This window comes from Phreatobacter sp. (genome assembly GCF_027532945.1).
GTDB lineage: Bacteria > Pseudomonadota > Alphaproteobacteria > Rhizobiales > Phreatobacteraceae > Phreatobacter.
Window position 1 is genome coordinate 126,472 of record NZ_JAPZTZ010000015.1, and the last position, 22,833, is coordinate 149,304.

Genomic DNA, 22,833 nt, shown 5'->3' on the forward strand with positions numbered 1-22,833 from the left:
GAGACGCTCGCCTGGTCCTTCGTCCTCAGCCGCGGGTGACGTGATGGGCGGGCACAGCCCCGCGGTTCCAGGCGCCGCCGAGCGCCCGCTCGACCTGGGCCGCGAGCTGGAGCAGCAGTCCGTCCTGGCCCTGCGCGCCCATCAGCTGGATGCCCATGGGCAGGCCATTGGCGAGCGTGCCGAAGGGCATGGAGATGCCGGGAATGCCGCAGAGATTGGCGAGCGGGGTATAGGCGAAGATGCCCCAGAGATTGGCGAACCAGGCGTGGACGTCGGGCTCGTCGCTGACGGTCAGATACTCGGACGTGCCGATGCGCGGCGTCGGCTTCGCCATGGTCGGGGTGAGGATGATGTCGAAGCGCTCGAAGAAGGTGCCGAAGCCGCGCGAGGCGGTGTTGAAGGCGAGCTGCATCCGGGTGCGCTCGGAATAGGTGGCGTCGATGCCGGCGGCCCAGAGGCGGATGTTCATCGGCTCGACGAGATCCTCCGGCGGGCGGGTGAGCCCGCGCGGCTCCAGCAGCAGCGCGATGGTCTGGGCGAAATTGGTGATGTAGCAGGTGGTCTGCGCCTTGAACGCTGCCTCATAGTCGATGGCGGGCTGGGCTTCCTCGACATGGTGGCCGAGGCTCTCGAGGTAGCGGCCGGCGCGGTTGAGCTCGGCGATGATCTCCGGCGAGGTGCCATAGGGCCCCCACTGATGCGACAGGCCGATGCGCAGCGGCTTGGGGTCGCGGCGGATCAGATCGGCATAGGGCTCGTCCGCCCGCCAGTAGGGCATGAACTCGCCGGGCGCGCCGCCGCGGCAGGAATCGACGAAGAGCGCGCTGTCGCGGACGGAGCGCGACAGGCAGCCCTGCGACGAGACGATGGAGGACAGGTCCGAGCCTCCCGGCGCGATGGAGAAGACGCCGCGCGAGGGTTTGAGACCAACAAGGCCGTTGACGCCGGCGGGAATGCGGATGGAGCCGCCGCCATCGGTGCCGTGGGAGAGCGGCAGCGCGCCGGCCGCGACCATGGCCGCCGTGCCGGCGGAGGAGCCGCAGGTGGTGTAGGCCGTGTCCCAGGGATTGCGGGTGACGGAAATGGCATTCTCGGCCGAGGAGCAGACGCCGAATTCCGGCGTGGTGGAGCGGCCGATGAGGTTGAGGCCGGCGGCGCGGATCTTCTGGGTCAGGTGGCTGTCGGCGCTCGCGACATTCCCCTGCATGAGCTGCGAGCCCATTTCCTGCAGCCGGCCTTTCAGGGTCGGCCCCAGGTCCTTCATCAGATAGGGCACGCCGGCGAAGGGGCCGGCGGCGTTCATGCCGTCCTTGAGGGGATCGGCGACAACGTCGTCGAAGACCTCGACCACGGCGTCGAGCGCCGGGTTCAGCCTGGCGATGGCGGCGGCGGCCTGGGCGGCGAGTTCGGCGGCGGTGACCTCGCCTTTTCGGACGCGGTCGGCGAGCGCCACGCCGTCATGCGCCGCCCATTCGCTCCAGCTCAGCGCGAGGGTCATGGTGTCGGTCCTTCCGTACCTCGGGTGCCGACAGCCTTCGGGCGTTCGGGGGAGGATGACCAGCGGGCGTCGCGCATGGCGGCGATGCGGTGCGCTTCGATCAGACGAGCAGCCCTCGTCTGCAACGCCCCCATTTTCCCGTGAACCTTTTCGCGCGCCACCCCGACCCATGGTCACTCCGCAGCACGGTGCCGCGGACATGACCCGGGGAGGCGACCCATGTTTGCGAAGCGCGATGTTCGGACGTCGGCTCTCACGTTCCTTGCTGCCGCACTTGTCTCGACGTTCGCAGGCATTGCCGCCTCGGCCCATGCCTCGCCGCTCGCCGCCTCCGCCCGGCTCGTAGCGCCTCACGCTATGGCCGACGGCAAGGGTGCCGAGGCCGCCGCCGAGCGCAACGCCCACCGCCTCACCCGCCCCAACCGTCTCGATGGCGCGGCCGGGACGGCCGGCACCACGATCGAGGGCCGCTGAAAAAGACAAAAGGCCGGGTTGCCCCGGCCTTCCGTTAGTCCTGCCGATGGAGCGAAACCGTCAGAGGCCGAGCTTCTTCTTGCGCTGGGCCAGAGTGCGCAGGCGCAGCGCGTTCAGCTTGATGAAGCCGGCGGCATCGCGGTGGTCATAGGCCACGGCGCCCTCCTCGAAGGTCACCAGCTCCTTGTCGTAGAGCGAGTAGGGGCTCTCGCGGCCGACCACGATGGCATTGCCCTTGTAGAGCTTCAGCCGCACCGAACCGGTGACGAACTGCTGGCTCTTGTCGATGAGGGCCTGGAGCATCTCGCGCTCCGGCGAGAACCAGAAGCCGTTGTAAATGAGCTCGGCATATTTCGGCATGAGCTCGTCCTTCAGATGCGCCGCGCCGCGGTCGAGCGTGATGCTCTCGATGGCGCGGTGGGCGAAGTAGAGGATCGTGCCGCCGGGCGTCTCGTACATGCCGCGCGACTTCATGCCGACGAAGCGGTTCTCGACGAGGTCGAGGCGGCCGATGCCGTTGATCTTGCCGAGTTCGTTCAGCTTGGTGAGGAGGGTGGCGGGCGACAGCGCCTGGCCGTCGATGCCGACAGCATCGCCCTCCTTGAAGTCGATGGTGATGTAGGTCGCCTTGTCCGGCGCGCTCTCCGGGCCGTCGGTGCGCGAATAGACGTAATCCGGCACCTCCTCGTTCGGGTCCTCCAGAACCATGCCCTCGGAGGACGCGTGAAGCAGGTTGGCGTCGACGGAGAAGGGCGCCTCGCCGCGCTTGTTCTTGGCGATCGGGATCTGGTGCTGTTCGGCGAACTCGATGAGCTTGGTGCGGCTCGACAGGTCCCACTCGCGCCAGGGCGCGATGACGGTCACGTCGGGCTTCAGCGCGTAGTAGGAGAGCTCGAAGCGGACCTGGTCGTTGCCCTTGCCGGTGGCGCCATGGGAGACGGCGTCGGCGCCGACGGCCTCGGCGATCTCGATCTGGCGCTTGGCGATGAGCGGGCGGGCGATGGAGGTGCCGAGGAGATAGAGGCCCTCATACATCGCGTTGGCGCGGAACATCGGGAAAACGTAGTCCTTCACGAAGGTCTCGCGCAGGTCGTCCATGAAGATGTTCTCGGGCTTGATGCCGAGCAGCAGCGCCTTGTCGCGCGCCGGTCCCAGTTCCTCACCCTGGCCGAGATCGGCGGTGAAGGTGACGACCTCGCAGCCATAGGTCGTCTGCAGCCACTTCAGGATGATCGAGGTGTCGAGACCGCCGGAATAGGCGAGGACGACTTTCTTGACGGACTTCTGGGCGGCCATGAGCGTTCCCTGACAGGGCTTGGGCGGGGTTGCGCCGACTTAAAGACAGTCCGGGCCGCTGGCAAGCGGGCCCATGTCAACCCGGCCGCCCGGCGAGGCGGCGGAGCGGCGCGCCGAGGCGGGCAAGGCGGGCGGCCCAGACGTCTTCCGGCACCGCGTTCGGGCGGCGGTAGAGCCAGCGATGGGCTGCTGCGATCATCACCAGGGTGATGAGGATGGCGATCAGCGTGTCGGAGAGGAAATGGCCGCCGAAGGCCATGCGCAGGCCGGAGATGACGGCCGTATAGGCGGCGACGCCGGCGAGCAGCGGCACGCGCGCCGCGGGCGGCGCCAGCAGGGCCGGCGCGGCGAGCCAGGCAGCGCCGGAGGCTTCGCCCGAGACGAAGGAGCAGTTGGTGCGGCATTCGCGGCCATTGCCCGGCTGCCACCACGGAGTGAACTGCCAGGGACCGCCGAACTGCGTCACGTGGACGGGGCGGGCGCGGTCCCAGACCTCCTTGAAGACGCCGTTGACGACGAGGACCGGTGCAGCGGCGACGGTGAGGAAGAGGAAGAGCGCGGCGCGGGCGGACATGAACTGCCGGCTGGCGGGCGCGATGATGTGCTGGAGGATCGACACCAGCGCGGCGATGCCGATGGCGATGGTCGGCCACATGCTGACCCGACGCAGGAGGGCCGGCAGGCTCCACTCGCTCATCCAGAAGCCGGTGGCCGGCGTCCAGAACCAGCTGCCGACCGTCAGGTCATCCTCGGGAAAGATGGCGATGACGCTGATGGCGATCGCCAGGATGACGAGGACGGCGATGTAGAGGGCGCGGACCAAGGGGGCTCCAACGGGTCGACAGCGATGCGCGCTTCTAGGCCAGCAGGGGGCGGCTGAACAGCGCCAGGGTGTCTCAGGAGGGCTTGTTCGCTTCCCCAGCGTCGTGGCGCATGATGAGCGGCACCTGCGCCATGGCGAAGGCCATGGTGAGGGGCATGATGCCCCAGACCTTGAAGGCCACCCAGAAATCGGTCGACTGGGTGCGCCAGACGATCTCGTTGAGGGCGGCGAGGACGAAGAAGAAGAAGGCCCAGCGCCAGGTGAGAAGGCGCCAGCCCTCGTCGGTGAGGTCGAAGACGCTGTCGAGCACGAGCTTCAGCACGTTGCGGCCGGTGAGCCCGGCCCAGACCAGCACGCCGCCGAACAGCGTGTTCACGATGGTGGGCTTCAGCTTGATGAAGAGCTCGTCGTGGAGCAGCAGCGTCAGGCCGCCGAAGATGGTGATGACGACCGCCGAGACCAGCGGCATGACGGGGAGCTTGCGCACCAGCGTCCAGGTGATGGCGAGGGAGGCGAGGACGGCGACGACGAAGATGCCGGTGGCGAGGAAGAGCCGGTTCTGCGTCGCCACCCCGAACCAGCGGTCGCCATAGGAATTGACGAGGAAGAACAGGACCAGCGGCCCCATCTCCAGGGCGAGCTTGGCGAGCGGCGGCAGTTGGTGTTTTTCGGTATGTGTCATCAGCCCTGGCGCCATGGACAAATCGTTCCGCGAGTTTAGCTTGCGCGCGACGTCGATACCAACACACACCGACGCGATCTTCGAGGAGTTGCCTCTTGTCCTACGTGTTCGAACCCGCCGCCCGCGCCGCCCTGCCCGTGGTCGGCACCGACAAGCTGTTCCCCGTGCGCCGGGTCTATTGCGTCGGCCGCAACTATGCCGCCCATGCCCGCGAGATGGGCGGCGACCCGACGCGCGAGCCGCCGTTCTTCTTCAACAAGACCGCCGATGCCCTGCAGCCGGTGCCGCATGGCGTGACCGTCGACCATCCCTATCCTCCGAAGACCTCCAACTATCACTTTGAGCTCGAGATGGTTGTCGCCCTCGCCAAAGGCGGCAAGGACATTCCGGTCGAGAAGGCCCTCGATTGCGTCTTCGGCTATGCCGTCGGCCTCGACATGACCCGCCGCGACCTGCAGGACGAGGCCAAGGCGCTGAAGCGCCCGTGGGAGCTCGGCAAGTCCTCGGACCTGTCCGGCCCGGTCGGCCCGCTCTATCCGGTGTCGATGGTCGGCCATAAGGGCAAGGGCCCGATCTCGCTCACCGTCGACGGCGTCACGAAGCAGAAGGCGGACCTTGCCGACATGATCTGGTCGGTGGCCGAGCAGATCTCCTTCCTGTCGACCTATTTCGAGGTCTGCCCCGGCGACGTGATCTTCTCCGGCACGCCGGACGGCGTCGGCGCGGTGACGCGCGGCCAGACCATGGTCGCCGCCGTTGACGGTCTCGGCGAGATCAGCCTGAAGGTGGTCTGACGCCCCTCCCCGGCCCAACGCCGGTCCGACACAACGCGGCTGCCCCGGCAGCCGCGTTTTTTCATGCCCGCACGGGAGGCTGCGGCAGTCGGGCGTTGGCGAAGGCGAGGAAGCCGTCCCAGTCGCCGCCGGACAGGCCGCGGCGTGACAGCGGAACGGCCTCCACCTTGCCGAGGAACAGGAAGAGGTGGTCGGGCGTGACGACGGCCGCCTTCACAGCACCCCAGGCGATGCGGCCGCTCCAGGCCTCGACGGCCCAGGCGACACCCTCGTCATCCGCCGTGGCGACCAGCGGCTTGTTGGCAGCCGCATAGCGGGAAAAGACCCAGCGGCCGACGACCTGGTCGAAGAACAGGTCGACGAGCGGGATGAAGACGAACAGGCCGAGGAGCCATTTCGCCACGTCCCAATGCAGGTAGACGCGCCAGGGAACGGAGAACCCGCCAAACCACCAGAGCACGGCGGCGAGGATCAGCAGCAGGACGGGATAGCGCAGCCAGCGGCCATGCCCCTTGAGCGGGCCGAGCCGCTGCCGGGCGCGCAGCACGGCGCGATAATCCGCGAAGCTGGTGTCGCTGGCGAAGCGATAGGCTGCCTCCATGCCGGTCAGGTCTCCCTCTTGTTGCCGCTCGCGCCCCTCGGGGGCGGCCGGCCGATGGTCCACTTGACCATGGGTCGCGGCAGCCGCGCTTCCGGTTCATGGGCCCCAAACAGAAAAGGCGGCCCGAAGGCCGCCTTGTCCGATCTCCAATGACGCCGGGCGTCACAGCGAGCGCTTGATCTCCTCGACCCGGTAGCACTCGATGACGTCGCCCGAGCGCATGTCCTGGTAGCTCTCGAAGGCCATGCCGCATTCCTGGCCGACCTGGACTTCCTTGACCTCGTCCTTGAAGCGCTTGAGCGTCGAGAGCTTGCCCTCGTGCACCACCACGCTGTCGCGGATGAGGCGGACATTGGCGCCGCGCTCGACGCGGCCGTCGGTGACACGGCAACCCGCCACCTTGCCGACCTTGGTGATGTTGAACACCTCCAGGATCTCGGCATTGCCCAGCATGGTCTCGCGCAGTTCGGGCGCGAGCAGGCCGGACATGGCGGCCTTCATGTCATCCACAAGGTCGTAGATGATGTTGTAGTAGCGGATCTCGATGCCCGCCTGCTCGGCTGCGGCACGCGCTTCCTTGTGGGCGCGCGTGTTGAAGCCGATGACCACGGCGCCCGCGGTCTGGGCGAGGCCGACATCGCTCTCGGTGATGCCGCCGACACCCGACAGGATGACGCGGGCTGCGACCTCGTCATTGCCGACCTTGGCCAGCGCACCGACGATGGCCTCGACGGAACCCTGCACGTCACCCTTGATGATGAGCGGGAATTCCTTCTTGCCGGCACCGGCCTTGAGCTGGCTCATCATGTCGACAAGGCTGCGGCCGGCGCCAAGGCGGGCTGCTGCCTTCTCGCGCTTCACCGCCTGGCGGTAATCGGCGATCTCGCGGGCGCGGGCCTCGGTCTCGACCACCGCGACGCGGTCGCCGGCCTCGGGCGTGCCGTTGAAGCCGAGCACCTCGACCGGGACCGAGGGACCGGCACCGTCGACCGTCTCGCCCTTGTCGTTGATGAGGGCGCGGACGCGACCCCACTCGGCGCCGGCGACGATGATGTCGCCGGGATGCATGGTGCCGCGCTGGATGAGCACGGTGGCGACCGGGCCGCGGCCGCGATCGAGCTTGGCCTCGATGACCGTGCCCTCGGCGAGGCGGAAGCCGTTCGCCTTGAGGTCGAGCAGCTCAGCCTGCAGCTGGATGAGCTCCAGCAGCTTGTCGAGGCCCTGGCCGGTCTTGGCCGAGAGTTCAACCTCGAGCACCTCGCCGCCGAGGCTCTCGAGCTGCACCTCGTACTGGAGCAGGTCGGTCTTGACCTTCTCGGGACGGGCGTCGGGCAGGTCGATCTTGTTGATCGCCACGATCAGCGGGACCTTGGCGGCCTTGGCGTGATTGATGGCCTCGACCGTCTGCGGCATGACCGAGTCGTTCGCCGCCACCACCAGGACCACGATATCCGTCACCTTGGCGCCGCGGGCGCGCATGGCGGTGAAGGCGGCGTGGCCCGGCGTGTCGATGAAGGTGACGAGACCGCCAAGCGGCGTCTGCACCTGGTAGGCGCCGATATGCTGGGTGATGCCGCCGGCCTCGCCCGAGACCACGTTGGTCTTGCGCAGGGCGTCGAGCAGCGAGGTCTTGCCGTGGTCGACGTGGCCCATGATGGTCACGACCGGAGCGCGCGCCTCCAGCATGTCCTCCGGATCCGGAGTGTCGAAGAGGCCTTCCTCGACGTCCGACTCGGCGACACGCTTCACGGTATGGCCGAGCTCCTCGGCGATCAGCTGCGCGGTGTCGGCATCGATCACGTCGGTGATCTTATGCATCGCGCCCTGCTTCATCAGCATGCGGATAATGTCGACGGCGCGCTCCGACATACGGTTGGCAAGATCGGCGATGGTGATCGTCTCGGGGATCGTCACCTCGCGCAAAATCTTTTCCTTCTGTTCGGTCACCCGGCGGCCGGACATGCGCTGCACGCGGCGGCGGAACGAGGCTTCCGACCGCATGCGGTCCGAGGCGTCTTCCAGGGCATTGGTCAGGGTCAGGCGCGTGCGGCTCGGCGCGTCAGCGGCCGGGCGCTCCGGGCGGGCGGCGGGCGTCGCCGCCTTGCCGCCAACGCCGCGGCGGGCGCCGCGCGGTGCGTCATCGTCATCGGCGCCGCCACGCGGACGGCCGGCGGCCGGCGGGCCGGACCGCATCGGGCCGGCACCCTCGGGGCGGGTGGGAATGGCGCTCGCGGCGGGCGCACCGGTGAACGGGCGCGGCGGACGCGGACCGTCGAGCCGCGGCGGGCGGCCATCGGCGCGCGGCGGGCGGTCGCCGAAGGGACGGTCGCCCGGCGGGCGCGGCGGACGATCGCCATAGGGGCGGTCGCCGTCGCGGGGCGGACGGTCACCGAAGGGACGGTCACCCGGCGGGCGCGGCGGACGATCGCCGAAGGGACGGTCGCCCTGCGGACGCGGCGGACGATCGCCATAGGGGCGGTCGCCCTGCGGACGGGCGCCATAACCACCCTCGCGGGGCGGGCGGTCACCGAAACCGGGGCGGTCACCCTGGGGACGGGGCGGACGGTCGCCATAGGGGCGGTCGCCCTGCGGACGGGCGCCATAGCCACCCTCGCGCGGCGGGCGATCGCCGAAACCGGGGCGGTCACCCTGCGGGCGATCGCCGAAGCTGCGGGCCTCGCGGGGGGGCGGGGCGGAGGAGCGGGCCTCCGGCTGCGGAGCGGCGTCGGCCTGGTCGGCGCGCGGCTGGCGGCCGATATCGTCGAGGCTGCGGGGGCGGTTCTCGTCACCGAAGCGGCGGCGGGATTCCCACTCGGCGCGGCGGCGGGCCTCCTCCTCGGCGCGACGGCGGTCGTCCTCCTCGCGCTGGCGGCGGTCCTGCTCGGCGCGCTCGGCGGCGCGGCGCGCCTCTTCCTCGGCGCGGCGGCGGTTGTCCTCGTCGGAGACCTTGCGCTCCTCGGTCTCGCGCTGGCGGGCATCGGCGAGCACGCGCTCGCGGGCCTCGCGCTCCTCGTCAGAAAGGGTGCGCAGGATCATGCCGGCAGGAGCGGCAGGCTTCGCGGCGGCGGGCTTGGCGGCCACGGGCGCAGCCGGGGCGGGAGCCGGCGCCGGGGCGGGAGCCGCGGGCGCGGCGGCGCCGGGACGCGGAGGCGCGAACGAGCGCGGCTTCGCCGAGACCTTCTCCACCACGACGGTCTTGGTGCGGCCGTGGCTGAAGCTCTGGCGAACCATGCTCTGTTCATTGCCGGCGGGCTTCTTCAGGCTGAGGGTCTTGCCCGTCAGGCTGAGGGTCTTGTCGCCGGAGGTCTTCTCATCGGTCATTCGGTTCGGGTCCTGCGCCTATCGGCTTTGGTCCTGGGAATTCAGTGCTTCGGCTCGTTGACGGGAGCCGGAGGCGTCGCGCCGGTCACAGATCCGGTGCGATAGACCTCAAGGGCCGTGCAGCGCGCGAGTACGTTGGTGCTCGGCCCGCCGGCGAGCAGGGCAGCATGTACCACATTCATGCGCCCCAATGCCAAATCCAATTGCAGCGAGGTGAACGCCGTCACGCGCGGCAGCTCATCGCCGGTATCGGGATCGGCACGGCGGGCCGCCTGGCCGATTTTCCTGACCCCGTCATCGCGCGCATCGGCGGCGTGGATGAGGCCTGCGACCTTGCCCTCGGCCAGCGCGCCCTCGACCTTGGAAAAGCCGGCGACCACGGCGCCCGCCTTGTTGGCGAGCGACAGGGCGGCGATGGCCTGGGCCTCCAGGAGCTTCTCGACGAGGTCGGGAAGATCGGCCGCGACCGTGACCTCGCGCTTGAAGGCGCGGGCGAAAAGCTTGCGCTTCACCGCCTCGGCGACCGCCGGGCGGGTGGCGGTGACCCAGGCGCCGCGGCCGGGCAGGCGGGCCTTGATGTCGGGAACGACGGCGTCGTCGGGACCGACGACGAACCGTATGAGACCGTCGGGGGAGCCCGCCCGGCGATGGACAATGCAGGTGCGCTCGCTCCCCGCGCGGCCCGTCAGCGGGCCGGCATCGAGCGTCGGCTCATCAGCATCGTTCACCACGGTTGCGGCCACCCCGGCTCATCTCCCCGCTCAGGCTTCGGCAGGCTCGGAATCGGCCTCGGCCGGCTCCGGAGCCTCGATCCAGCCCGCCTTGACGCGGGCCTGCATGATCATCGCCTCGGCCTCGTCCTTGGACAGATCGAAACCGTCGAGGAAGCCGGAATGCTTGACGGTCTGGCCGTCCTTGCGCTCGCTCCAGCCGACGATGTCGTCCGGCACGCAGCCGGCGAAGTCCTCAAGCGACTTCACGTCGTTCTCGCCGAGCTTCACCATCATGGCGGTGGTGATGCCCTCCACCTCGCGCAGGTCGTCGGCAACGCCGAGCTGCTTGCGCTTGGCGTCATGCTCGGCCTCGACCTTGGCGATGTTGTCGAGGGCACGGCGCTGCAGCTCCTGGGCGGTCTCCTCGTCGAAGCCCTCGATGGAGGCGAGGTCGGAGAGATCGACATAGGCGACCTCCTCGACCGAGCGGAAGCCCTCGGAGGTGAGCAGCTGGCCGACAACCTCATCGACGTCGAGCGCGGCCATGAACAGCTTGGTGCGGACCTCGAACTCGGCCTGGCGACGCTCCGACTCCTCCTGCTCGGTGAGGATGTCGATGTCCCAGCCGGTGAGCTGCGAGGCGAGGCGGACGTTCTGGCCACGGCGGCCGATGGCGAGCGAGAGCTGCGGATCGGGCACGACGACCTCGATGCGCTCACGGTCCTCGTCGAGCACGACCTTGGCCACCTCGGCCGGGGCCAGCGCGTTCACCACGAAGGTGGCGATGTCCGGGTTCCACGGGATGATGTCGACCTTCTCGCCCTGAAGCTCGGCGACGACCGCCTGGACGCGCGAGCCGCGCATACCGACGCAGGCGCCGACCGGGTCGATGGAGGAATCGCGCGAGACGACGGCGATCTTGGCGCGCGAGCCGGGGTCGCGGGCGACCGCCTTGATCTCGACGATGCCGTCATAGATCTCCGGAACCTCCTGGCCGAAGAGCTTGGCCATGAACTGCGGATGGGTGCGCGACAGGAAGATCTGCGGCCCGCGCTGCTCGCGACGCACGTCGAAGAGATAGGCGCGGACGCGGTCGCCGTTGCGGAACATCTCGCGCGGGATCAGCTCGTCGCGGCGGATGATCGCCTCACCGCGGCCGAGGTCGACGATGACGTTGCCATATTCGACGCGCTTGACGAGGCCGGAGACGATCTCGCCGACGCGGTCCTTGTACTCGTCGAACTGGCGGTCACGCTCGGCCTCGCGGACCTTCTGGACGATGACCTGCTTGGCCGACTGGGCGGCGATGCGGCCGAAGTCGAAGGGCGGAAGGGTCTCGGCAATCCAGTCGCCGGGCTGGGCGGCCGGGTTCTTGCGGCGGGCCTCTTCGGTGGCGATCTGGATGGCGACGTTATCGACCTCGTCGACGACCTGGAGGAGGCGCGACAGGCGGATCTCGCCGGACTTCGGATTGATCTCGGCGCGGACCTCGGTCTCCTGGCCGTAGCGCGAGCGCGCGGCCTTCTGGATCGCGTCCTCCATCGCCTCGAGCACGATCTGACGGTCGATCTGCTTCTCGCGTGCGACCGCATCCGCAATCTGCAGGAGTTCCAGTCGGTTTGCCGAAACGGCCATGGTCGGTCCCCTCTAGCGGGAAGGTTTGGGTTTGGCGTAACGGCCCGGCCCCTTGGGCTTCGGGCCACGGGAATAGGGCGTGCCGGGCGTCGGCTTCTTCTTCGGCGCGGCGGCCGGGCGCACCGGGCGCGGCGTGCCGGGACGGACGATAACGATCTCGGTGTCGTCCTCGCCCTCGTCGGCGGCGTCGATGTCCTCGTCGCCGTCCTCGTCATCTTCCTCGATGGCGCGGCCGGCGGCTTTCGCGCGGCGCAGCGCCTCGCGGATGAGGTCATCGGTCAGCACGAGGCGCGCCTCGCCGATCTCCTCGATCGGCAGCAGCACTTCGCTCGGCTCGTCGCCCTTGGTGTCGGTGCGCTTGATGCGGGCGTCCTTGCCGGCGGCGCCGAGCACGAAGCCGCGGTAGCGCTTGCGGCCGTCCTGGGCGACCGCCATCTCGATCTTCGCCTCATAGCCCGACCAGCGGTCGAAATCGCCGGCGCGGACAAGCGGCCGGTCGATGCCGGGCGAGGAGATCTCCAGATTGTAGGCGGAGGCGATCGGGTCCTCGACATCGAGGACCGGCGACAGGGCGCGGCTCACCGCCTCGCAATCGTCGATGGTGAAGGTGCCGTCGGGCCGCTCGGCCATGATCTGCAGCGTCGAGCCGCCGGCCTGCGAGCCGGAGATGCGCACCCGCACCAGGCGGAAGCCGAGGCCCTCCAGCACCGGCTCGGCAATGGCGGCGACGCGCGCCGCCGGCCCCGTCTCGACGATGAGACGCGGATCGGCTCCGCCGGCCTCGGCCGTGGCGGCATCTTCAACGGGACGCGGGTCTTGCCCGGACAATCGCAACTCCGACAGGGAGATCACCGGCGGCTGAAACAAAAAGAGCGGGTCCCCGGGGGGACCCACTCTCACGATGGCCATCGATGAGGGTGTATCACGTGGCGCTTCTCATACGCCCTCAGCCACCATCGCGCAAGAGGCGGGGCGGCCGGAGCGGGGGCCCGCGGGCGAGCCCCCCGGCGCCGTCACTGATCCTCGTCGTCGTCGCCGGCGTCGCCGATCAGGTCGCTGACGTCGCCGTCATCCTCGTCCTCGTCTTCCTCGAGGAAGGTGTCGTCGTCGTCGCCGGCATCCTCGACATCGACGTCCACGTCGTCGTCGATGACCGCGGCCTTGGCCGGGGACGCCTCTTCGCCATCGGCCTCCTCGAGGCTGACGAGCTCGGCGTCCGGAACCTCCAGCTCGGCCTCGTCCTCATCGGGCTGCGGGGCAGCCTTGGCGGCGCCCGCGCCGCGGCGGGCCGGCTCGAACATGGCGCGCTGGAGCACCTCGCCCGTGTAGGGCGAGACGATCGGATCGCGGTTGAGGTCGTAGAACTTCTTGCCGGTCGTGGGGCAGATGCGCTTCACGCCGAGTTCGGGTCTCGCCACGGCGGACTCCTTGAGAAAGATCGCACTTCGCTTGAAGGGGGGTCAGTTGGACGCAAGGCCCCGGCTTGTCAAGAGGCTTGCGGCGCGGGATAGAGCGCACGACCGATTTTTCAAACAGCCCGGATCATCCCTCGTGAGCGCCTCAGAAACCAAGACCCCGCTCACCGCCCGGCGCGGTGCCTCGCTCTCCGGCACCATCACCGTGCCCGGCGACAAGTCGATCTCGCATCGCGCGCTGATGTTCGGCCTGCTCACCGTCGGCGAGACGCGGATCACCGGCCTGCTCGAGGGCGAGGACGTCATCAACACCGCCAAGGTCTGCCGCCAACTCGGTGCGACAGTGACCCGCACGGCGACAGGCGCCTGGACCGTCAACGGCGTCGGCGTCGGCGGACTGAAGCAGCCCGAGGCGGCGCTCGACTTCGGCAATTCCGGCACGGGCTGCCGGCTGATGATGGGCGTCGTCGGCTGCCATCCGATCCGCGCCACCTTCGATGGCGACGCCTCGCTGCGGAAGCGGCCGATGCGCCGCGCCCTCGATCCGCTGGAGCTGTTCGGCGTGCGCGTCGTCGAGCAGGGCGAGGGCGGCCGCCTGCCGATCACCATCGAGGGACCGGCGGATGCGGTCCCCGTCACCTACGAATCCCCCGTCGCCTCGGCGCAGGTGAAATCGGCGGTGCTGCTCGCCGGCCTCAATGCGCCCGGCATCACCACCGTCATCGAGAAGGAAGCGACGCGCGACCACACCGAGCGGATGCTGAAGCATTTCGGCGCCGAGGTGACCGTCACGCCGCATGGCGAGCACGGCCGCCGGATCGACCTCGTGGGCCAGCCGGAGATGAAGGCCGCGCCTGTCGTGGTGCCGGCGGACCCCTCCTCCGCCGCCTTTCCCATCGTCGCGGCGGCCATCGTGCCGGGGTCGGACGTCACCGTGACCGGCGTCATGATGAACCCGCTGCGCACCGGCCTCATCACCACGCTGCAGGAGATGGGCGCCGACATCGAACTGGTGAACCCGCGCGTCGAATCGGGCGAGGACATCGCCGACCTGCGCGTGCGCGGCTCGAAGCTCACCGGCGTCGACGTGCCGGCCCACCGGGCACCGGCCATGATCGACGAATATCCGATCCTCGCGGTGGCCGCCGCCTTCGCCGCGGGGCCGACGCGGATGAACGGCCTGCACGAGCTGCGCGTGAAGGAATCCGATCGGCTCGCGGCGGTGGCCGCCGGCCTTGCCGCGGCGGGCGTCGATCACACGATCGAGGGCGACGACCTCATCGTCGCCGGCAATGGCAAGGCGCCGGGCGGCGGCACGGTCGCGACCCATATGGACCATCGCATCGCCATGAGCTTCCTCGTCATGGGCCTTGCCACGACCAAGCCGATGACCGTCGACGACACCGGATTCATCGCCACCAGCTTCCCCGATTTCGTCGGCCTGATGCGCGGCCTCGGGGCCGATTTCGCATGATCATCGCCATCGACGGACCGGCGGCCTCGGGCAAGGGCACGATTGCCCGGCGCCTCGCCGCGCATTTCGGCCTGCCGCATCTCGATACCGGCCTGCTCTATCGCGGTGTCGGCCGCATCATGCTCGACCGCGGCTTCCCGCTGGACAATGTCGAGATCGCCGCGGCCATCGCCGAGAACCTGGACGTTGCCGACCTTGCCGGTGAGGCGCTGCGCACCCGCGAGGCGGGCGAGGCGGCCTCCGTCGTCGCCGCCCATCCGCCGGTGCGGCAAGCGCTGCTCGAGCTGCAGCGGGCCTTCGCGACCCAGACCGGCGGCGCCGTGCTGGACGGCCGGGACATCGGCACGGTCATCGCCCCCGATGCGCTCGCCAAGCTCTTCGTCACGGCGAGCCCGGAGGAGCGCGCCCGCCGCCGCTTCCGCGAGCTGGTGGGCCGCGGCGAGCTGGCCGACGAGGAGGCCTATTACGCCGCCGTCCTCGCCGATATCGCCAAGCGCGATGCGCGCGATTCCGGCAGGTCCTCGGCGCCGCTCGTCGTCGCCCCGGATGCGGTGGTGCTCGACACGACCGACCTCGGCGTCGAAGAGGCCTTCGCGGCGGCGCTCGCCACTGTCGAGGCGACGCGGCGATGACACCGTTCGGCGCCCGCGTCCGGTCCTTGCGCGAGGCGAAGGGCGTCACGCTCACCGCCATGGCCGATGCGGTCGGCGTCTCGGCCGCCTATCTCTCGGCCCTGGAGCACGGCAAGCGCGGCCGCCCGAGCTGGTATCTCGTCCAGCGGATCATCGCCTATTTCGGCATCATCTGGGACGAGGCGGAGGAACTGGCGAAGCTCGCCGAGATCTCGCATCCCCGCATCGTCATCGACACGTCGGGCCTGTCACCGCAAGCGACGGAACTCGCGAACCTGCTCGCCCGCCGCGTCGGCGTGCTGTCGGACGAGGAGATCGCCGAATTGCTGTTCATCCTGAAATCGAAGCTGCCGGGCCGCTGATCAGCCGCCGGTGCGGCTCGCCGACTGGTCGGCCTCGCGGGCCGCTGGGTTGGGCGCCAGGACGGGCCGGAAGATCTCGATGCCGCGCTCGCGCCTGACCGCCGCGGGCTTGTAGACCTGCTTCGTCGCCTCGACGAGATGGACGCCGGCGAAGGGCAGGCCAAGCGCCGAGCCGGTGCGCTCCCAGGCGATCGCCGAGCCGAGCACCAGCGAGCGCCTTACCGGCGGCACCCAGAGCGCCTGGCTCCAGGCGACCGGCGTGAAGGAGCATTGCCGCATCAGCTCGGTGAGCTGGCGCGCCGAATAGGGCCGGCCCTGGCCGAAGGGCGTCGTGTCGCGCTGCGCCCAGAGGCCGCGGCGGTTCGGCACCACGGCGAGGACCTTGCCGCCGGCGGCGAGCACCCGCCAGGCCTCGCGCAGGAGCGCCTGCGCGTCGTTGGAGACCTCCAGCGCATGGACGATGAGCAGCCGGTCCACCGCCGCATCGGCCAGCGGCAGCATGTCGTCCTCGACCAGGGCGGAGCGACCCGGCCGCGCCGTCGGCCAGTGGATGACGCCCTGCCGCGCCGGCATGAAGGCGAGCGCGCGGTCGTCCTCGTCGCGGAAGATGCCAAGATAGGGCGTGCAATAGCCGAGCCCGACGGTGAGCATGCCACGCGCCGAGGGCCAGTGGGTGCGGATGGCGCGCGTCACCATGCGCCGCGCGACCATGCCGAGCGGCGAGGAATAGAAGGCGCGAAGGTCGATGACGTCCGACACGGGACCTCGGGCGGGAGCTGACCGGCGGAGAATGGATTGGCGCGTGCCGGCCGGCAATGACATATAGCCGCCAGGGTGAATGGTCACGATGCGCCGTTCGCCCGACGCCTCATCCGGAGATGCCCATGGCCGCCGCCGTCCACATGTTCACCTGCCTCAGCGACAATTTCGGCGTGCTGCTGCACGACCCCGCGACAGGCGCGACGGCGGCGATCGACGTGCCGGAGGCGGAGCCGGTGCTGGCGGCGGCGAAGGCGAAGGGCTGGACCATCAGCCATATCCTCGTCACCCACCACCATCCCGACCACGTGCAGGGCATCGAGGCGGTGAAAGCCGCCACCGGCGCCCGCGTCATCGCCAATGCGTCGGATTCCCACCGCATCCCTCTGGTGGACGAGACGGTCGCTCCCGGCGGCAAGGCGCGGTTTGGCTCGCTCGAGGCCGATGTCATCGACACGCCCGGCCATACGGTCGGCCATATCGCCTACCATTTCGCCGCCGGGAAGCTGCTGTTCGCCGGCGACACGCTGTTCTCGCTGGGATGCGGCCGGCTCTTCGAGGGCACGCCGCAGCAGATGTGGGACGCGCTGAAGGTGCTGCGCGCCCTGCCCGACGACACCGCCGTCTATTGCGGCCATGAGTACACCGCCTCGAACGCGAAGTTCTCACTGGTGGTCGATCCGGACAATGCAGCGCTGAAGGCGCGGGCCGCCGAGGTGTTCCGCCTGCGCGAAGAGGGCAAGGCGACCCTGCCGACCACCATCGGGCAGGAGAAGGCGACCAACCCCTTCCTGCGCGCCGACGATCCGGTCATCGCCGCCAACCTCGACATGCGTGGCCGCCTGCCGGCCGAGGTCTTCGCCGAATTGCGCGAGCGCAAGAACAAGGGCTGATCCGACAGGGCCTGTGAGACTTCGGCGCGGCCTCAGGCGATGAGGCCGCGCATCGGCGCCAGCGCCAGCGTGCCGGGGAAGATCGTCTCGGCCAGAGGCTTCGCATCGAGGCCGAGATGCTCGACGAGCACGCCCTTGAGCACGGCGCGCAGGTCGGTCGTCGCGGCGAGGTCGCGACCCTCGAACAGTTTGTTGGCTGCAAGGCCCGGCCAGTCCGCAACAACGCGCCCGCCCTTGACCGCGCCGCCGGCGAGGAAGGCCACCGTCGCCGTGCCGTGGTCGGTACCAATGGTGCCGTTGACGCGGGCGGTGCGGCCGAACTCGGTCATGACCACCACGACCGTGTTCCGCCAGACCGCCTTCAGCTCCTCCTCGAAGATGGCGAAGACGCGATCGAGGCCGCCGAGACGGGTCGCCAGCTGGCCGGTCGCGCCGCCCGCATTGACGTGGGTGTCCCAGCCTTCGAGGGCGAGGGCCGCGACACGCGGCCCGTCAGGCGCAGCCATGAGCTTCGCCGCGCCGGTGGCGATGAGCGCCATGCCCTCCGGATCGGCGGGGCTGGAGCGGGGCCTGAGGCCTCCGAGGCCGGAGGCGCTGGCCATGCGGCTGGTGTCGAGGCCCTGGCGAAGTGCCGCGGCAAGGCGCGGCTCGCGCTCGTCGTAGAGCTGGAGGACGCGGCGGGCGACATCGTCATCGGCCTGTTGCAGGCCCTGCGGCGCCCAGCCGAGAACCGGCGCCGGACCGCGCACCACCAGCGGCGCGATGGCGCCGATGCCGAGCGCGCCCTTGGCGCCGATCCGCTCGCCGGCCGGCACGAGGGCGACGGCGCGGTTGAGCCAGCCGGACTGGGTCAGGCCCGGGCGCGGCTGGCCGCTCTCCAGCACGTCCTGGCCGTCGAAATGCGAGCGCTCGCGATAGCCGGTGGCGGTGGCGTGGACGATGGCCGCCTGCTTCGCCTGGTAGAGACGGGCGAGGTTCGGCATGGCGGGATGGAGGCCGAAGAAGCCGTCGAGCGGCAGGGCTGCGCCGTCGCCGCTAGCCGGCAGGGCGAGGCCCGGGCGCAGCGGGACATAGCCGGGATCGCCGACCGGCGGCACGGCGGCAAGGCCGTCGAGCGCGCCGCGCAGCACCACCACGACGAGACGCGGATCGCGCCCGCCCGCGGCAAAGGCATAACGCGGCGCGAAACTCCAGGCGAAGAGCGCGCCGGCGGCACCGAGGATGGCGCGGCGGCTCGGATGGATATCGTCCTCGCAGAGCATGGGCTCCTCCTCATTCGCCTCAGCGGCGCTGGACCTCGGGACTCATCAGCAGGATGGCGAGGCCCTGAGGGCGGCTCTCGGCGCGGGCGACGGCCTGCCGGGTATTGGCCGAACAGGCGGGGCCGAGCGTCGCGTCGAGGATCGCCAGCGGATTGGCGGCGCCCGGCGTCTGGCGGGCGAAGGTCATGGCCGCCTCGAGCCGGACCTTCAGGCCGTCCGGCGTCGCCCACTGGGCATCGGTGTCGGGGAAGCCATTGGGCCCCGGCGGGTTCCAGATGGGCTGGCCGAGGAGCTGGGTGACGAAGAGCACCTGTCCCGGTTCGGCCGGCCGGCCGGTCATGCGCAGCGCCGCGACGGCGAAGTCGATGGGCTGGCGCAGCTTGCGCGGCTCGGGATAGGCGGCGCTGGCGGCGAGAAGGGCGCGAGACAGGGCGGCGAGGTTGCCGTCCGTGTCGCGGAAGACCTTGGCGAGCCGCGCCACGAGATCGGCCGGCGGATCGTCGGCGATGAAGTGGCGGGCGAGCTTGGTGGCGATATGGCGGGCGGTCGCCGGATGGCGCGCGAGATCATCGAGGATCGCCTCGCCCTGGGCGAGGCCGGCATCGGGATAGGTGCGGCCGAGCACGGTCTTGGCGCCGGGCTCATGACGGTTGGCGTTGAAGAAGAAGGCGCCCATCTCGGCGTCGTCGTCGAACCGGCCGGGCACGGTCCAGCCGGTGATGGCACGGGCGAGGCTGGTGACATCGGCCTGGCTGTAGCCGCCGTTGACGCCGAGCGTATGGAGTTCGAGCAGCTCGCGGGCGAGATTCTCGTTGAGGCCACGGCCGCGCCGCTGGCCGGCGCGCGAGGCCGGCCCGATCGACTGGCGGTTGTCGAGATAGATCAGCATGGCCGGGTGCTGCTCCACCGCCTTCAGCATGGCGCGGAACGAGCCGTGGACATGCGGGCGGATGGCCTCGCGCTCGAAGGCTCCCGCCGTGAGGCGCAGCTGATCGCCCTTGGCGACGGCGACGGCGAAATGATTTGACCAGAACCAGACGAGCCGCTCGGTGAAGCCGAGATCGGCCTCCATGGCGGCGCGCAGGCGATAGGCGATCTCGTCGCGGAAGATGCGGGCAGCGGGCGGCTGGTAGCCCGGCGGCGGACGCTGGCCGGCGCGGCGGGCGGCCTCGATGGCGTCGGCGGCGGCCTTCTCGGCGGTCTCGCGCTCCTTCTGGGCCGCGACGCGGCGCTCCTCCGGCTGAAATTCGCCATTTTCGGCCAGGGCCGCGGCACTGGTCGGCAGGGCTTCGGCACCGGGGGGAAGCCTGCCGCCGCGGGCGATGTCGCGCTCGATTGCCGCAGCGACGTCGCGCCGGGCGGCGGGGTCATCGCCGAGGCGGGGGCCGAGGCCGAAGCGGCCAGCGAGGACGGCATCGTGACGGGCAGCCATCGGGATCACCCATGCGGCGTTGCAGGGCGCAGGTCAGCGCTTCGGCCGGAGTAGAGACCAAATCCGGCAATAAAGGGTCAACGCGGCCGCAGGAAAACCGTGGTACGTCACATTGGCGTCAGGGACGGTGAGGCCTTCAGAAATCGACGGCGATGCCGCCGATCTCCCAGTCGTCGTAGCGCACGGGATCGGCGCCGCCGCGGCCGTTCAGCTCGGGGTTGGCCGCGAGCTCGGCGGCCTTCGCATCGAGGGCGGCGCGCCGCTCGGCGGCCTCGGCCAGAGCGCGCTTCGCCGCCTCCGTCAGGACCTTGCGCGGCGGCTCGGCAGCGGCGGTTGGCTGGTCGAGGGAAACGGCGGTGGTGAAGACGGGCGTGTCGCCGGGCGTGCTCATGGGGGCAAAGGTGGTTCCGGGCCGGCTGATGTCAAGCGCTCCGCCGCGCCGCGTTGACCCGCCGGGCCGCATGGCTATAGTCCGCCGCGCGTTGCCCCTATGGCGGAATTGGTAGACGCGCTCGACTCAAAATCGAGTTCCGCAAGGAGTGCTGGTTCGATCCCGGCTAGGGGCACCATTATGAAATATTTGATTTTTTTCTGTCACTTCAGGCCTATCGCAGCTCAAAGTTTGCTTCACGTGGCGCCACCATGTCGCCACGACGAAATGAAGGACTGCTCGGCCTTAGGGCGCCATGTGCCAATGATAGCCCTTGATGCGGTAACATGTGGCGGTGACTGGCGAGGCCGAATGGCTCTGTTGCAGTCCGTTCCGCGGATCTCTGGGTGTCGCTTTGTCTTCGCAAGAGAGAAGCTGGATCGGCCTAGGTCAGACCTCAAGCGCCCTTGGTCGTTCGTCACGCGCGCTGCGGGACTAGAAGGCGTTCGCCTTCACGATCTGCGCCACACATTCGCCAGCCACGGTGCCGCGGCTGGCATGGGCCTGACCGTGGTTGGTCGGTTATTGGGACACGCCGATGTCAAGACGACAAACCTGTACAGCCACTTCGATACAGGGCCTCTGCGACGGGCAGCAGATGCGGTGGCTGCTTCGATCGCGGCGGCCCTGAATGTCACTGGCCAACTCAAACGCGGTGGCGCCAAAGTGCGTCGCCAGCAAAGAAAGCGATAGCTTGCTGGTTCCAAGAGTTAGAGTTGCATTCAAACGGGAACGCCAATGAGTGATCCGGTCCCATTCTTCGGACCGCCGGAAGGTGGAGTTTCCGGCCTGTTTCACGGCGGCTCGCTGGCTGCGCCGCCGGGGTTCTGCAACGAGATCGGAGGCTTATGGCAGATCGCCCCATGCGGACGCGCCTCGTTGTAGTATCTGAGCCAAGCCTCCATTTGCGAGCGGGCGTCGTCAAGGCTCATGAACCAGTGGGTGTTCAAACACTCCGCGCGGAACTTGCCGTTGAGCGACTCGATGAAGCTGTTGTCGGTCGGCTTGCCGGACGCGATGTAGTGCCAGTAGACCCTCGCCGCGTCAGCCCAGGCCAGGATGGCGTTGAAGGTCAGCTCGCTCCCATTGTCGCTTACGATCATCTTCGGCCTGCCACGCTCTGCCACCAGCCTGACGCGCTCGCGAGCAACCCTGATACCCGACAGCGACGTGTCCGCCACCAGTGCCATGCACTCGCGGTTGCAATCGTCGACGATCGCTAGGATCCGGAAGCGCCGTCGGTCCGTCATCTGGTCAGCAACGAAGTCAAGCGACCCGCGGTCGTTCGGTGGCAGCAGGGTCATCATCGGCGCCCGTGTCCCGATCACCCATTTGCGGCCACCCCGGCAGCGGACCGTCAAGCGTTCCTGGCGGTAGACCCGAAACAGCCGCTTGCGGTTGACCTCAACGCCTTCGGGCGCCGTCCAGGCGCCCGCGGCATGAGGTGCTGGTGCACGGCTCGTCGCGAGCGCGCCTCAGCGACAACGGCGCGCCGTCGGCTCGTTGAGCCTCGCGAGGAACGCCATCGTAACCTGAGACCAGGCGTCGGGCCTTTCCCAGGGTGGTGTGTGGCCAACCCGCTCGATGACCGCGACGCAGCTGTCGCCATGGTCGGTGATGAGCTGACGGATTGCGGGAAAAGGCACGATGTCGTGGGTCCCGTAGACAACCAGCGTGGGGATCTTTGTGCCGGGGTGGTTTCCCGACAGGGCCGGAGCCTCGAAGATATGGCGGAACGACTGGACCAGGGCTGCGGGCGAGGCACGCGTGTTCTGCTCGAGGAACTGGTCGACATCGCTGGCCGCGAGGTTCTGAGCGAGGAAGTAGCGCGGTGAGTTGGTCGCGAAGAATGCCCGCCATTCCGGGCCGGATGCCGTCTGGGAGGGCAGTGCCTCCATCCGCTGGATGAAGGCCTTGATCGGGTCGCTCGCGGCGGTGGCGACGGTGCGCGGCTGGGGCGCGGTGAGCACAAGCGCTTCGACCCGATCCGGGTGAGATGCTGCGAAATCCTGAGCGATCAGCGCGCCCAGCGAGTGCCCGGAGATCACGGCCCGGCGAATGCCGAGACTGTCCATCAGGCCTGCCAAATCCTTGACAAAGCTCGCATAGTCATAACCGGAAGCGGGCTTCGAGGATTCTCCGAAGCCGCGCAAATCGTAGGCGATGAGTCTGTAGTCAGCTGGGAAATGAGCGCCGATGACGTTGCCCCCAGTTTCTATCCAGCCTTGAGTTCGTCCCGGCGGTTGGTTTGGCCCTGTCGGGCGGGTTGAGCGGCGTGGGCAGACGCGTAGCTATTCACGTTGCGTAGCGTCTGATCCCGCCGCGGGTGGAACGTCG

At 69.3% G+C, this 22,833-nt stretch carries 22 protein-coding genes, 1 tRNA gene and 1 pseudogene; 8 read left to right on the forward strand and 16 right to left on the reverse strand.

Going from position 1 to position 22,833, the window contains the following annotated elements; all coding sequences use genetic code 11:
* Nucleotides 1-25 precede the first annotated feature (25 nt).
* A complete protein-coding gene (locus O9344_RS12380) occupies nucleotides 26-1,498 on the reverse strand; it encodes an amidase (protein WP_298477417.1) in 1,473 nt (490 codons plus the stop codon).
* A gap of 219 nt (nucleotides 1,499-1,717) precedes the next feature.
* Here O9344_RS12380 and O9344_RS12385 point away from each other — a divergent pair, with 219 nt between their 5' ends.
* Nucleotides 1,718-1,972, forward strand: a complete 255-nt coding sequence (locus O9344_RS12385; protein WP_298477420.1) for a hypothetical protein — start codon at nucleotides 1,718-1,720, stop codon at nucleotides 1,970-1,972.
* A gap of 60 nt (nucleotides 1,973-2,032) precedes the next feature.
* On the opposite strand, the gene O9344_RS12390 is transcribed toward O9344_RS12385, so the two are convergent.
* From O9344_RS12390 to O9344_RS12400, 3 genes are all read right to left on the reverse strand, one after another.
* Nucleotides 2,033-3,268, reverse strand: a complete 1,236-nt coding sequence (locus O9344_RS12390) for an argininosuccinate synthase (RefSeq protein WP_298477423.1) — start codon at nucleotides 3,266-3,268, stop codon at nucleotides 2,033-2,035.
* Nucleotides 3,269-3,344: 76 nt separating this feature from the next.
* The gene (locus O9344_RS12395; RefSeq protein WP_298477426.1) at nucleotides 3,345-4,091 is read right to left on the reverse strand and encodes a phosphatase PAP2 family protein; all 747 of its coding nucleotides are present in this window, start codon (nucleotides 4,089-4,091) and stop codon (nucleotides 3,345-3,347) included.
* A gap of 73 nt (nucleotides 4,092-4,164) precedes the next feature.
* Complete coding sequence (locus O9344_RS12400; protein ID WP_298477430.1) at nucleotides 4,165-4,773, reverse strand: septation protein A; 609 nt, start codon at nucleotides 4,771-4,773, stop codon at nucleotides 4,165-4,167.
* 95 nt (nucleotides 4,774-4,868) lie between these two features.
* On the opposite strand from O9344_RS12400, the gene O9344_RS12405 reads away from it, so the two are divergent.
* Nucleotides 4,869-5,567, forward strand: a complete 699-nt coding sequence (locus tag O9344_RS12405; RefSeq protein WP_298477434.1) for a fumarylacetoacetate hydrolase family protein — start codon at nucleotides 4,869-4,871, stop codon at nucleotides 5,565-5,567.
* 61 nt (nucleotides 5,568-5,628) lie between these two features.
* Here O9344_RS12405 and O9344_RS12410 read toward each other — a convergent pair whose 3' ends face one another.
* The 6 genes from O9344_RS12410 to O9344_RS12435 form a co-directional block, all read right to left on the reverse strand.
* Nucleotides 5,629-6,168 (reverse strand): YcxB family protein, encoded by a 540-nt coding sequence (locus O9344_RS12410; RefSeq protein ID WP_298477438.1) that lies wholly within the window; start codon nucleotides 6,166-6,168, stop codon nucleotides 5,629-5,631.
* A gap of 162 nt (nucleotides 6,169-6,330) precedes the next feature.
* Complete coding sequence (gene infB, locus O9344_RS12415) at nucleotides 6,331-9,489, reverse strand: translation initiation factor IF-2 (RefSeq protein ID WP_298477441.1); 3,159 nt, start codon at nucleotides 9,487-9,489, stop codon at nucleotides 6,331-6,333.
* 41 nt (nucleotides 9,490-9,530) lie between these two features.
* A complete protein-coding gene (locus O9344_RS12420; protein WP_298477444.1) occupies nucleotides 9,531-10,232 on the reverse strand; it encodes an RNA-binding protein in 702 nt (233 codons plus the stop codon).
* 18 nt (nucleotides 10,233-10,250) lie between these two features.
* Nucleotides 10,251-11,837: a transcription termination factor NusA gene (gene nusA / locus O9344_RS12425; RefSeq protein ID WP_298477446.1), complete on the reverse strand. Its 1,587-nt coding sequence runs from the start codon at nucleotides 11,835-11,837 to the stop codon at nucleotides 10,251-10,253.
* Nucleotides 11,838-11,849: 12 nt separating this feature from the next.
* Entirely contained in the window at nucleotides 11,850-12,665 is an 816-nt protein-coding gene (rimP, locus tag O9344_RS12430; protein WP_298477449.1) for a ribosome maturation factor RimP, read from the reverse strand.
* Between the two features lie 185 nt (nucleotides 12,666-12,850).
* A complete protein-coding gene (locus tag O9344_RS12435) occupies nucleotides 12,851-13,255 on the reverse strand; it encodes a TIGR02300 family protein (protein WP_298477451.1) in 405 nt (134 codons plus the stop codon).
* Between the two features lie 133 nt (nucleotides 13,256-13,388).
* Here O9344_RS12435 and aroA point away from each other — a divergent pair, with 133 nt between their 5' ends.
* From aroA to O9344_RS12450, 3 genes are read left to right on the forward strand one after another with little or no spacing between them, the layout of a single operon-like run.
* Nucleotides 13,389-14,726, forward strand: a complete 1,338-nt coding sequence (gene aroA / locus O9344_RS12440; RefSeq protein WP_298477454.1) for a 3-phosphoshikimate 1-carboxyvinyltransferase — start codon at nucleotides 13,389-13,391, stop codon at nucleotides 14,724-14,726.
* Entirely contained in the window at nucleotides 14,723-15,358 is a 636-nt protein-coding gene (cmk, locus tag O9344_RS12445; protein ID WP_298477457.1) for a (d)CMP kinase, read from the forward strand. The genes aroA and cmk overlap by 4 nt, the downstream gene beginning before the upstream one ends.
* Nucleotides 15,355-15,720, forward strand: coding sequence for a helix-turn-helix transcriptional regulator (locus O9344_RS12450; protein WP_273513248.1), 366 nt, complete (start codon nucleotides 15,355-15,357; stop codon nucleotides 15,718-15,720). The genes cmk and O9344_RS12450 overlap by 4 nt, the downstream gene beginning before the upstream one ends.
* Here O9344_RS12450 and O9344_RS12455 read toward each other — a convergent pair whose 3' ends face one another.
* Nucleotides 15,721-16,431, reverse strand: a complete 711-nt coding sequence (locus tag O9344_RS12455; protein ID WP_298477494.1) for a methyltransferase domain-containing protein — start codon at nucleotides 16,429-16,431, stop codon at nucleotides 15,721-15,723.
* A 173-nt stretch (nucleotides 16,432-16,604) separates the two neighbouring features.
* Here O9344_RS12455 and gloB point away from each other — a divergent pair, with 173 nt between their 5' ends.
* Nucleotides 16,605-17,372 carry a hydroxyacylglutathione hydrolase gene (gene gloB / locus O9344_RS12460; RefSeq protein ID WP_298477461.1) on the forward strand — a complete coding sequence of 256 codons (768 nt, stop codon included), beginning with the start codon at nucleotides 16,605-16,607 and terminating at the stop codon, nucleotides 17,370-17,372.
* A gap of 32 nt (nucleotides 17,373-17,404) precedes the next feature.
* Here gloB and O9344_RS12465 read toward each other — a convergent pair whose 3' ends face one another.
* The 3 genes from O9344_RS12465 to O9344_RS12475 all read right to left on the reverse strand — a co-directional run bounded on the left by O9344_RS12465 (nucleotide 17,405) and on the right by O9344_RS12475 (nucleotide 20,457).
* The gene (locus O9344_RS12465) at nucleotides 17,405-18,634 is read right to left on the reverse strand and encodes a DUF1501 domain-containing protein (protein WP_298477464.1); all 1,230 of its coding nucleotides are present in this window, start codon (nucleotides 18,632-18,634) and stop codon (nucleotides 17,405-17,407) included.
* Nucleotides 18,635-18,653: 19 nt separating this feature from the next.
* Entirely contained in the window at nucleotides 18,654-20,066 is a 1,413-nt protein-coding gene (locus O9344_RS12470) for a DUF1800 family protein (protein WP_298477467.1), read from the reverse strand.
* Nucleotides 20,067-20,202: 136 nt separating this feature from the next.
* The gene (locus tag O9344_RS12475; RefSeq protein ID WP_298477470.1) at nucleotides 20,203-20,457 is read right to left on the reverse strand and encodes a DUF1674 domain-containing protein; all 255 of its coding nucleotides are present in this window, start codon (nucleotides 20,455-20,457) and stop codon (nucleotides 20,203-20,205) included.
* Between the two features lie 93 nt (nucleotides 20,458-20,550).
* Between O9344_RS12475 and O9344_RS12480 the strand changes: the two genes are divergently transcribed.
* A tRNA-Leu gene (locus O9344_RS12480) sits at nucleotides 20,551-20,635 on the forward strand.
* A gap of 173 nt (nucleotides 20,636-20,808) precedes the next feature.
* Entirely contained in the window at nucleotides 20,809-21,189 is a 381-nt protein-coding gene (locus O9344_RS20130) for a tyrosine-type recombinase/integrase (protein ID WP_363321935.1), read from the forward strand.
* 170 nt (nucleotides 21,190-21,359) lie between these two features.
* Here the strand turns inward: O9344_RS20130 and O9344_RS12485 are convergent.
* A pseudogene (locus O9344_RS12485) lies at nucleotides 21,360-21,911 on the reverse strand (integrase core domain-containing protein); the annotation flags it as partial.
* Between the two features lie 60 nt (nucleotides 21,912-21,971).
* A complete protein-coding gene (locus O9344_RS12490) occupies nucleotides 21,972-22,715 on the reverse strand; it encodes an alpha/beta hydrolase (protein WP_363321936.1) in 744 nt (247 codons plus the stop codon).
* Nucleotides 22,716-22,833: the final 118 nt, after the last annotated feature.

Coding starts and splice junctions, on each gene's coding strand:
- O9344_RS12385 (WP_298477420.1), top strand. CDS start 1,718: ATGTTTGCGAAGCGCGATGTTCGGACGTCGGCTCTCACGTTCCTTGCT.
- gloB (WP_298477461.1), top strand. CDS start 16,605: ATGGCCGCCGCCGTCCACATGTTCACCTGCCTCAGCGACAATTTCGGC.
- infB (WP_298477441.1), bottom strand. CDS start 9,489: ATGACCGATGAGAAGACCTCCGGCGACAAGACCCTCAGCCTGACGGGC.
- O9344_RS12465 (WP_298477464.1), bottom strand. CDS start 18,634: ATGCTCTGCGAGGACGATATCCATCCGAGCCGCCGCGCCATCCTCGGT.
- O9344_RS12450 (WP_273513248.1), top strand. CDS start 15,355: ATGACACCGTTCGGCGCCCGCGTCCGGTCCTTGCGCGAGGCGAAGGGC.
- O9344_RS12475 (WP_298477470.1), bottom strand. CDS start 20,457: ATGAGCACGCCCGGCGACACGCCCGTCTTCACCACCGCCGTTTCCCTC.
- O9344_RS12455 (WP_298477494.1), bottom strand. CDS start 16,431: ATGGTCGCGCGGCGCATGGTGACGCGCGCCATCCGCACCCACTGGCCC.
- O9344_RS12470 (WP_298477467.1), bottom strand. CDS start 20,066: ATGGCTGCCCGTCACGATGCCGTCCTCGCTGGCCGCTTCGGCCTCGGC.
- O9344_RS12390 (WP_298477423.1), bottom strand. CDS start 3,268: ATGGCCGCCCAGAAGTCCGTCAAGAAAGTCGTCCTCGCCTATTCCGGC.
- O9344_RS12400 (WP_298477430.1), bottom strand. CDS start 4,773: ATGACACATACCGAAAAACACCAACTGCCGCCGCTCGCCAAGCTCGCC.
- nusA (WP_298477446.1), bottom strand. CDS start 11,837: ATGGCCGTTTCGGCAAACCGACTGGAACTCCTGCAGATTGCGGATGCG.
- O9344_RS20130 (WP_363321935.1), top strand. CDS start 20,809: ATGGCTCTGTTGCAGTCCGTTCCGCGGATCTCTGGGTGTCGCTTTGTC.
- O9344_RS12380 (WP_298477417.1), bottom strand. CDS start 1,498: ATGACCCTCGCGCTGAGCTGGAGCGAATGGGCGGCGCATGACGGCGTG.
- O9344_RS12410 (WP_298477438.1), bottom strand. CDS start 6,168: ATGGAGGCAGCCTATCGCTTCGCCAGCGACACCAGCTTCGCGGATTAT.
- cmk (WP_298477457.1), top strand. CDS start 14,723: ATGATCATCGCCATCGACGGACCGGCGGCCTCGGGCAAGGGCACGATT.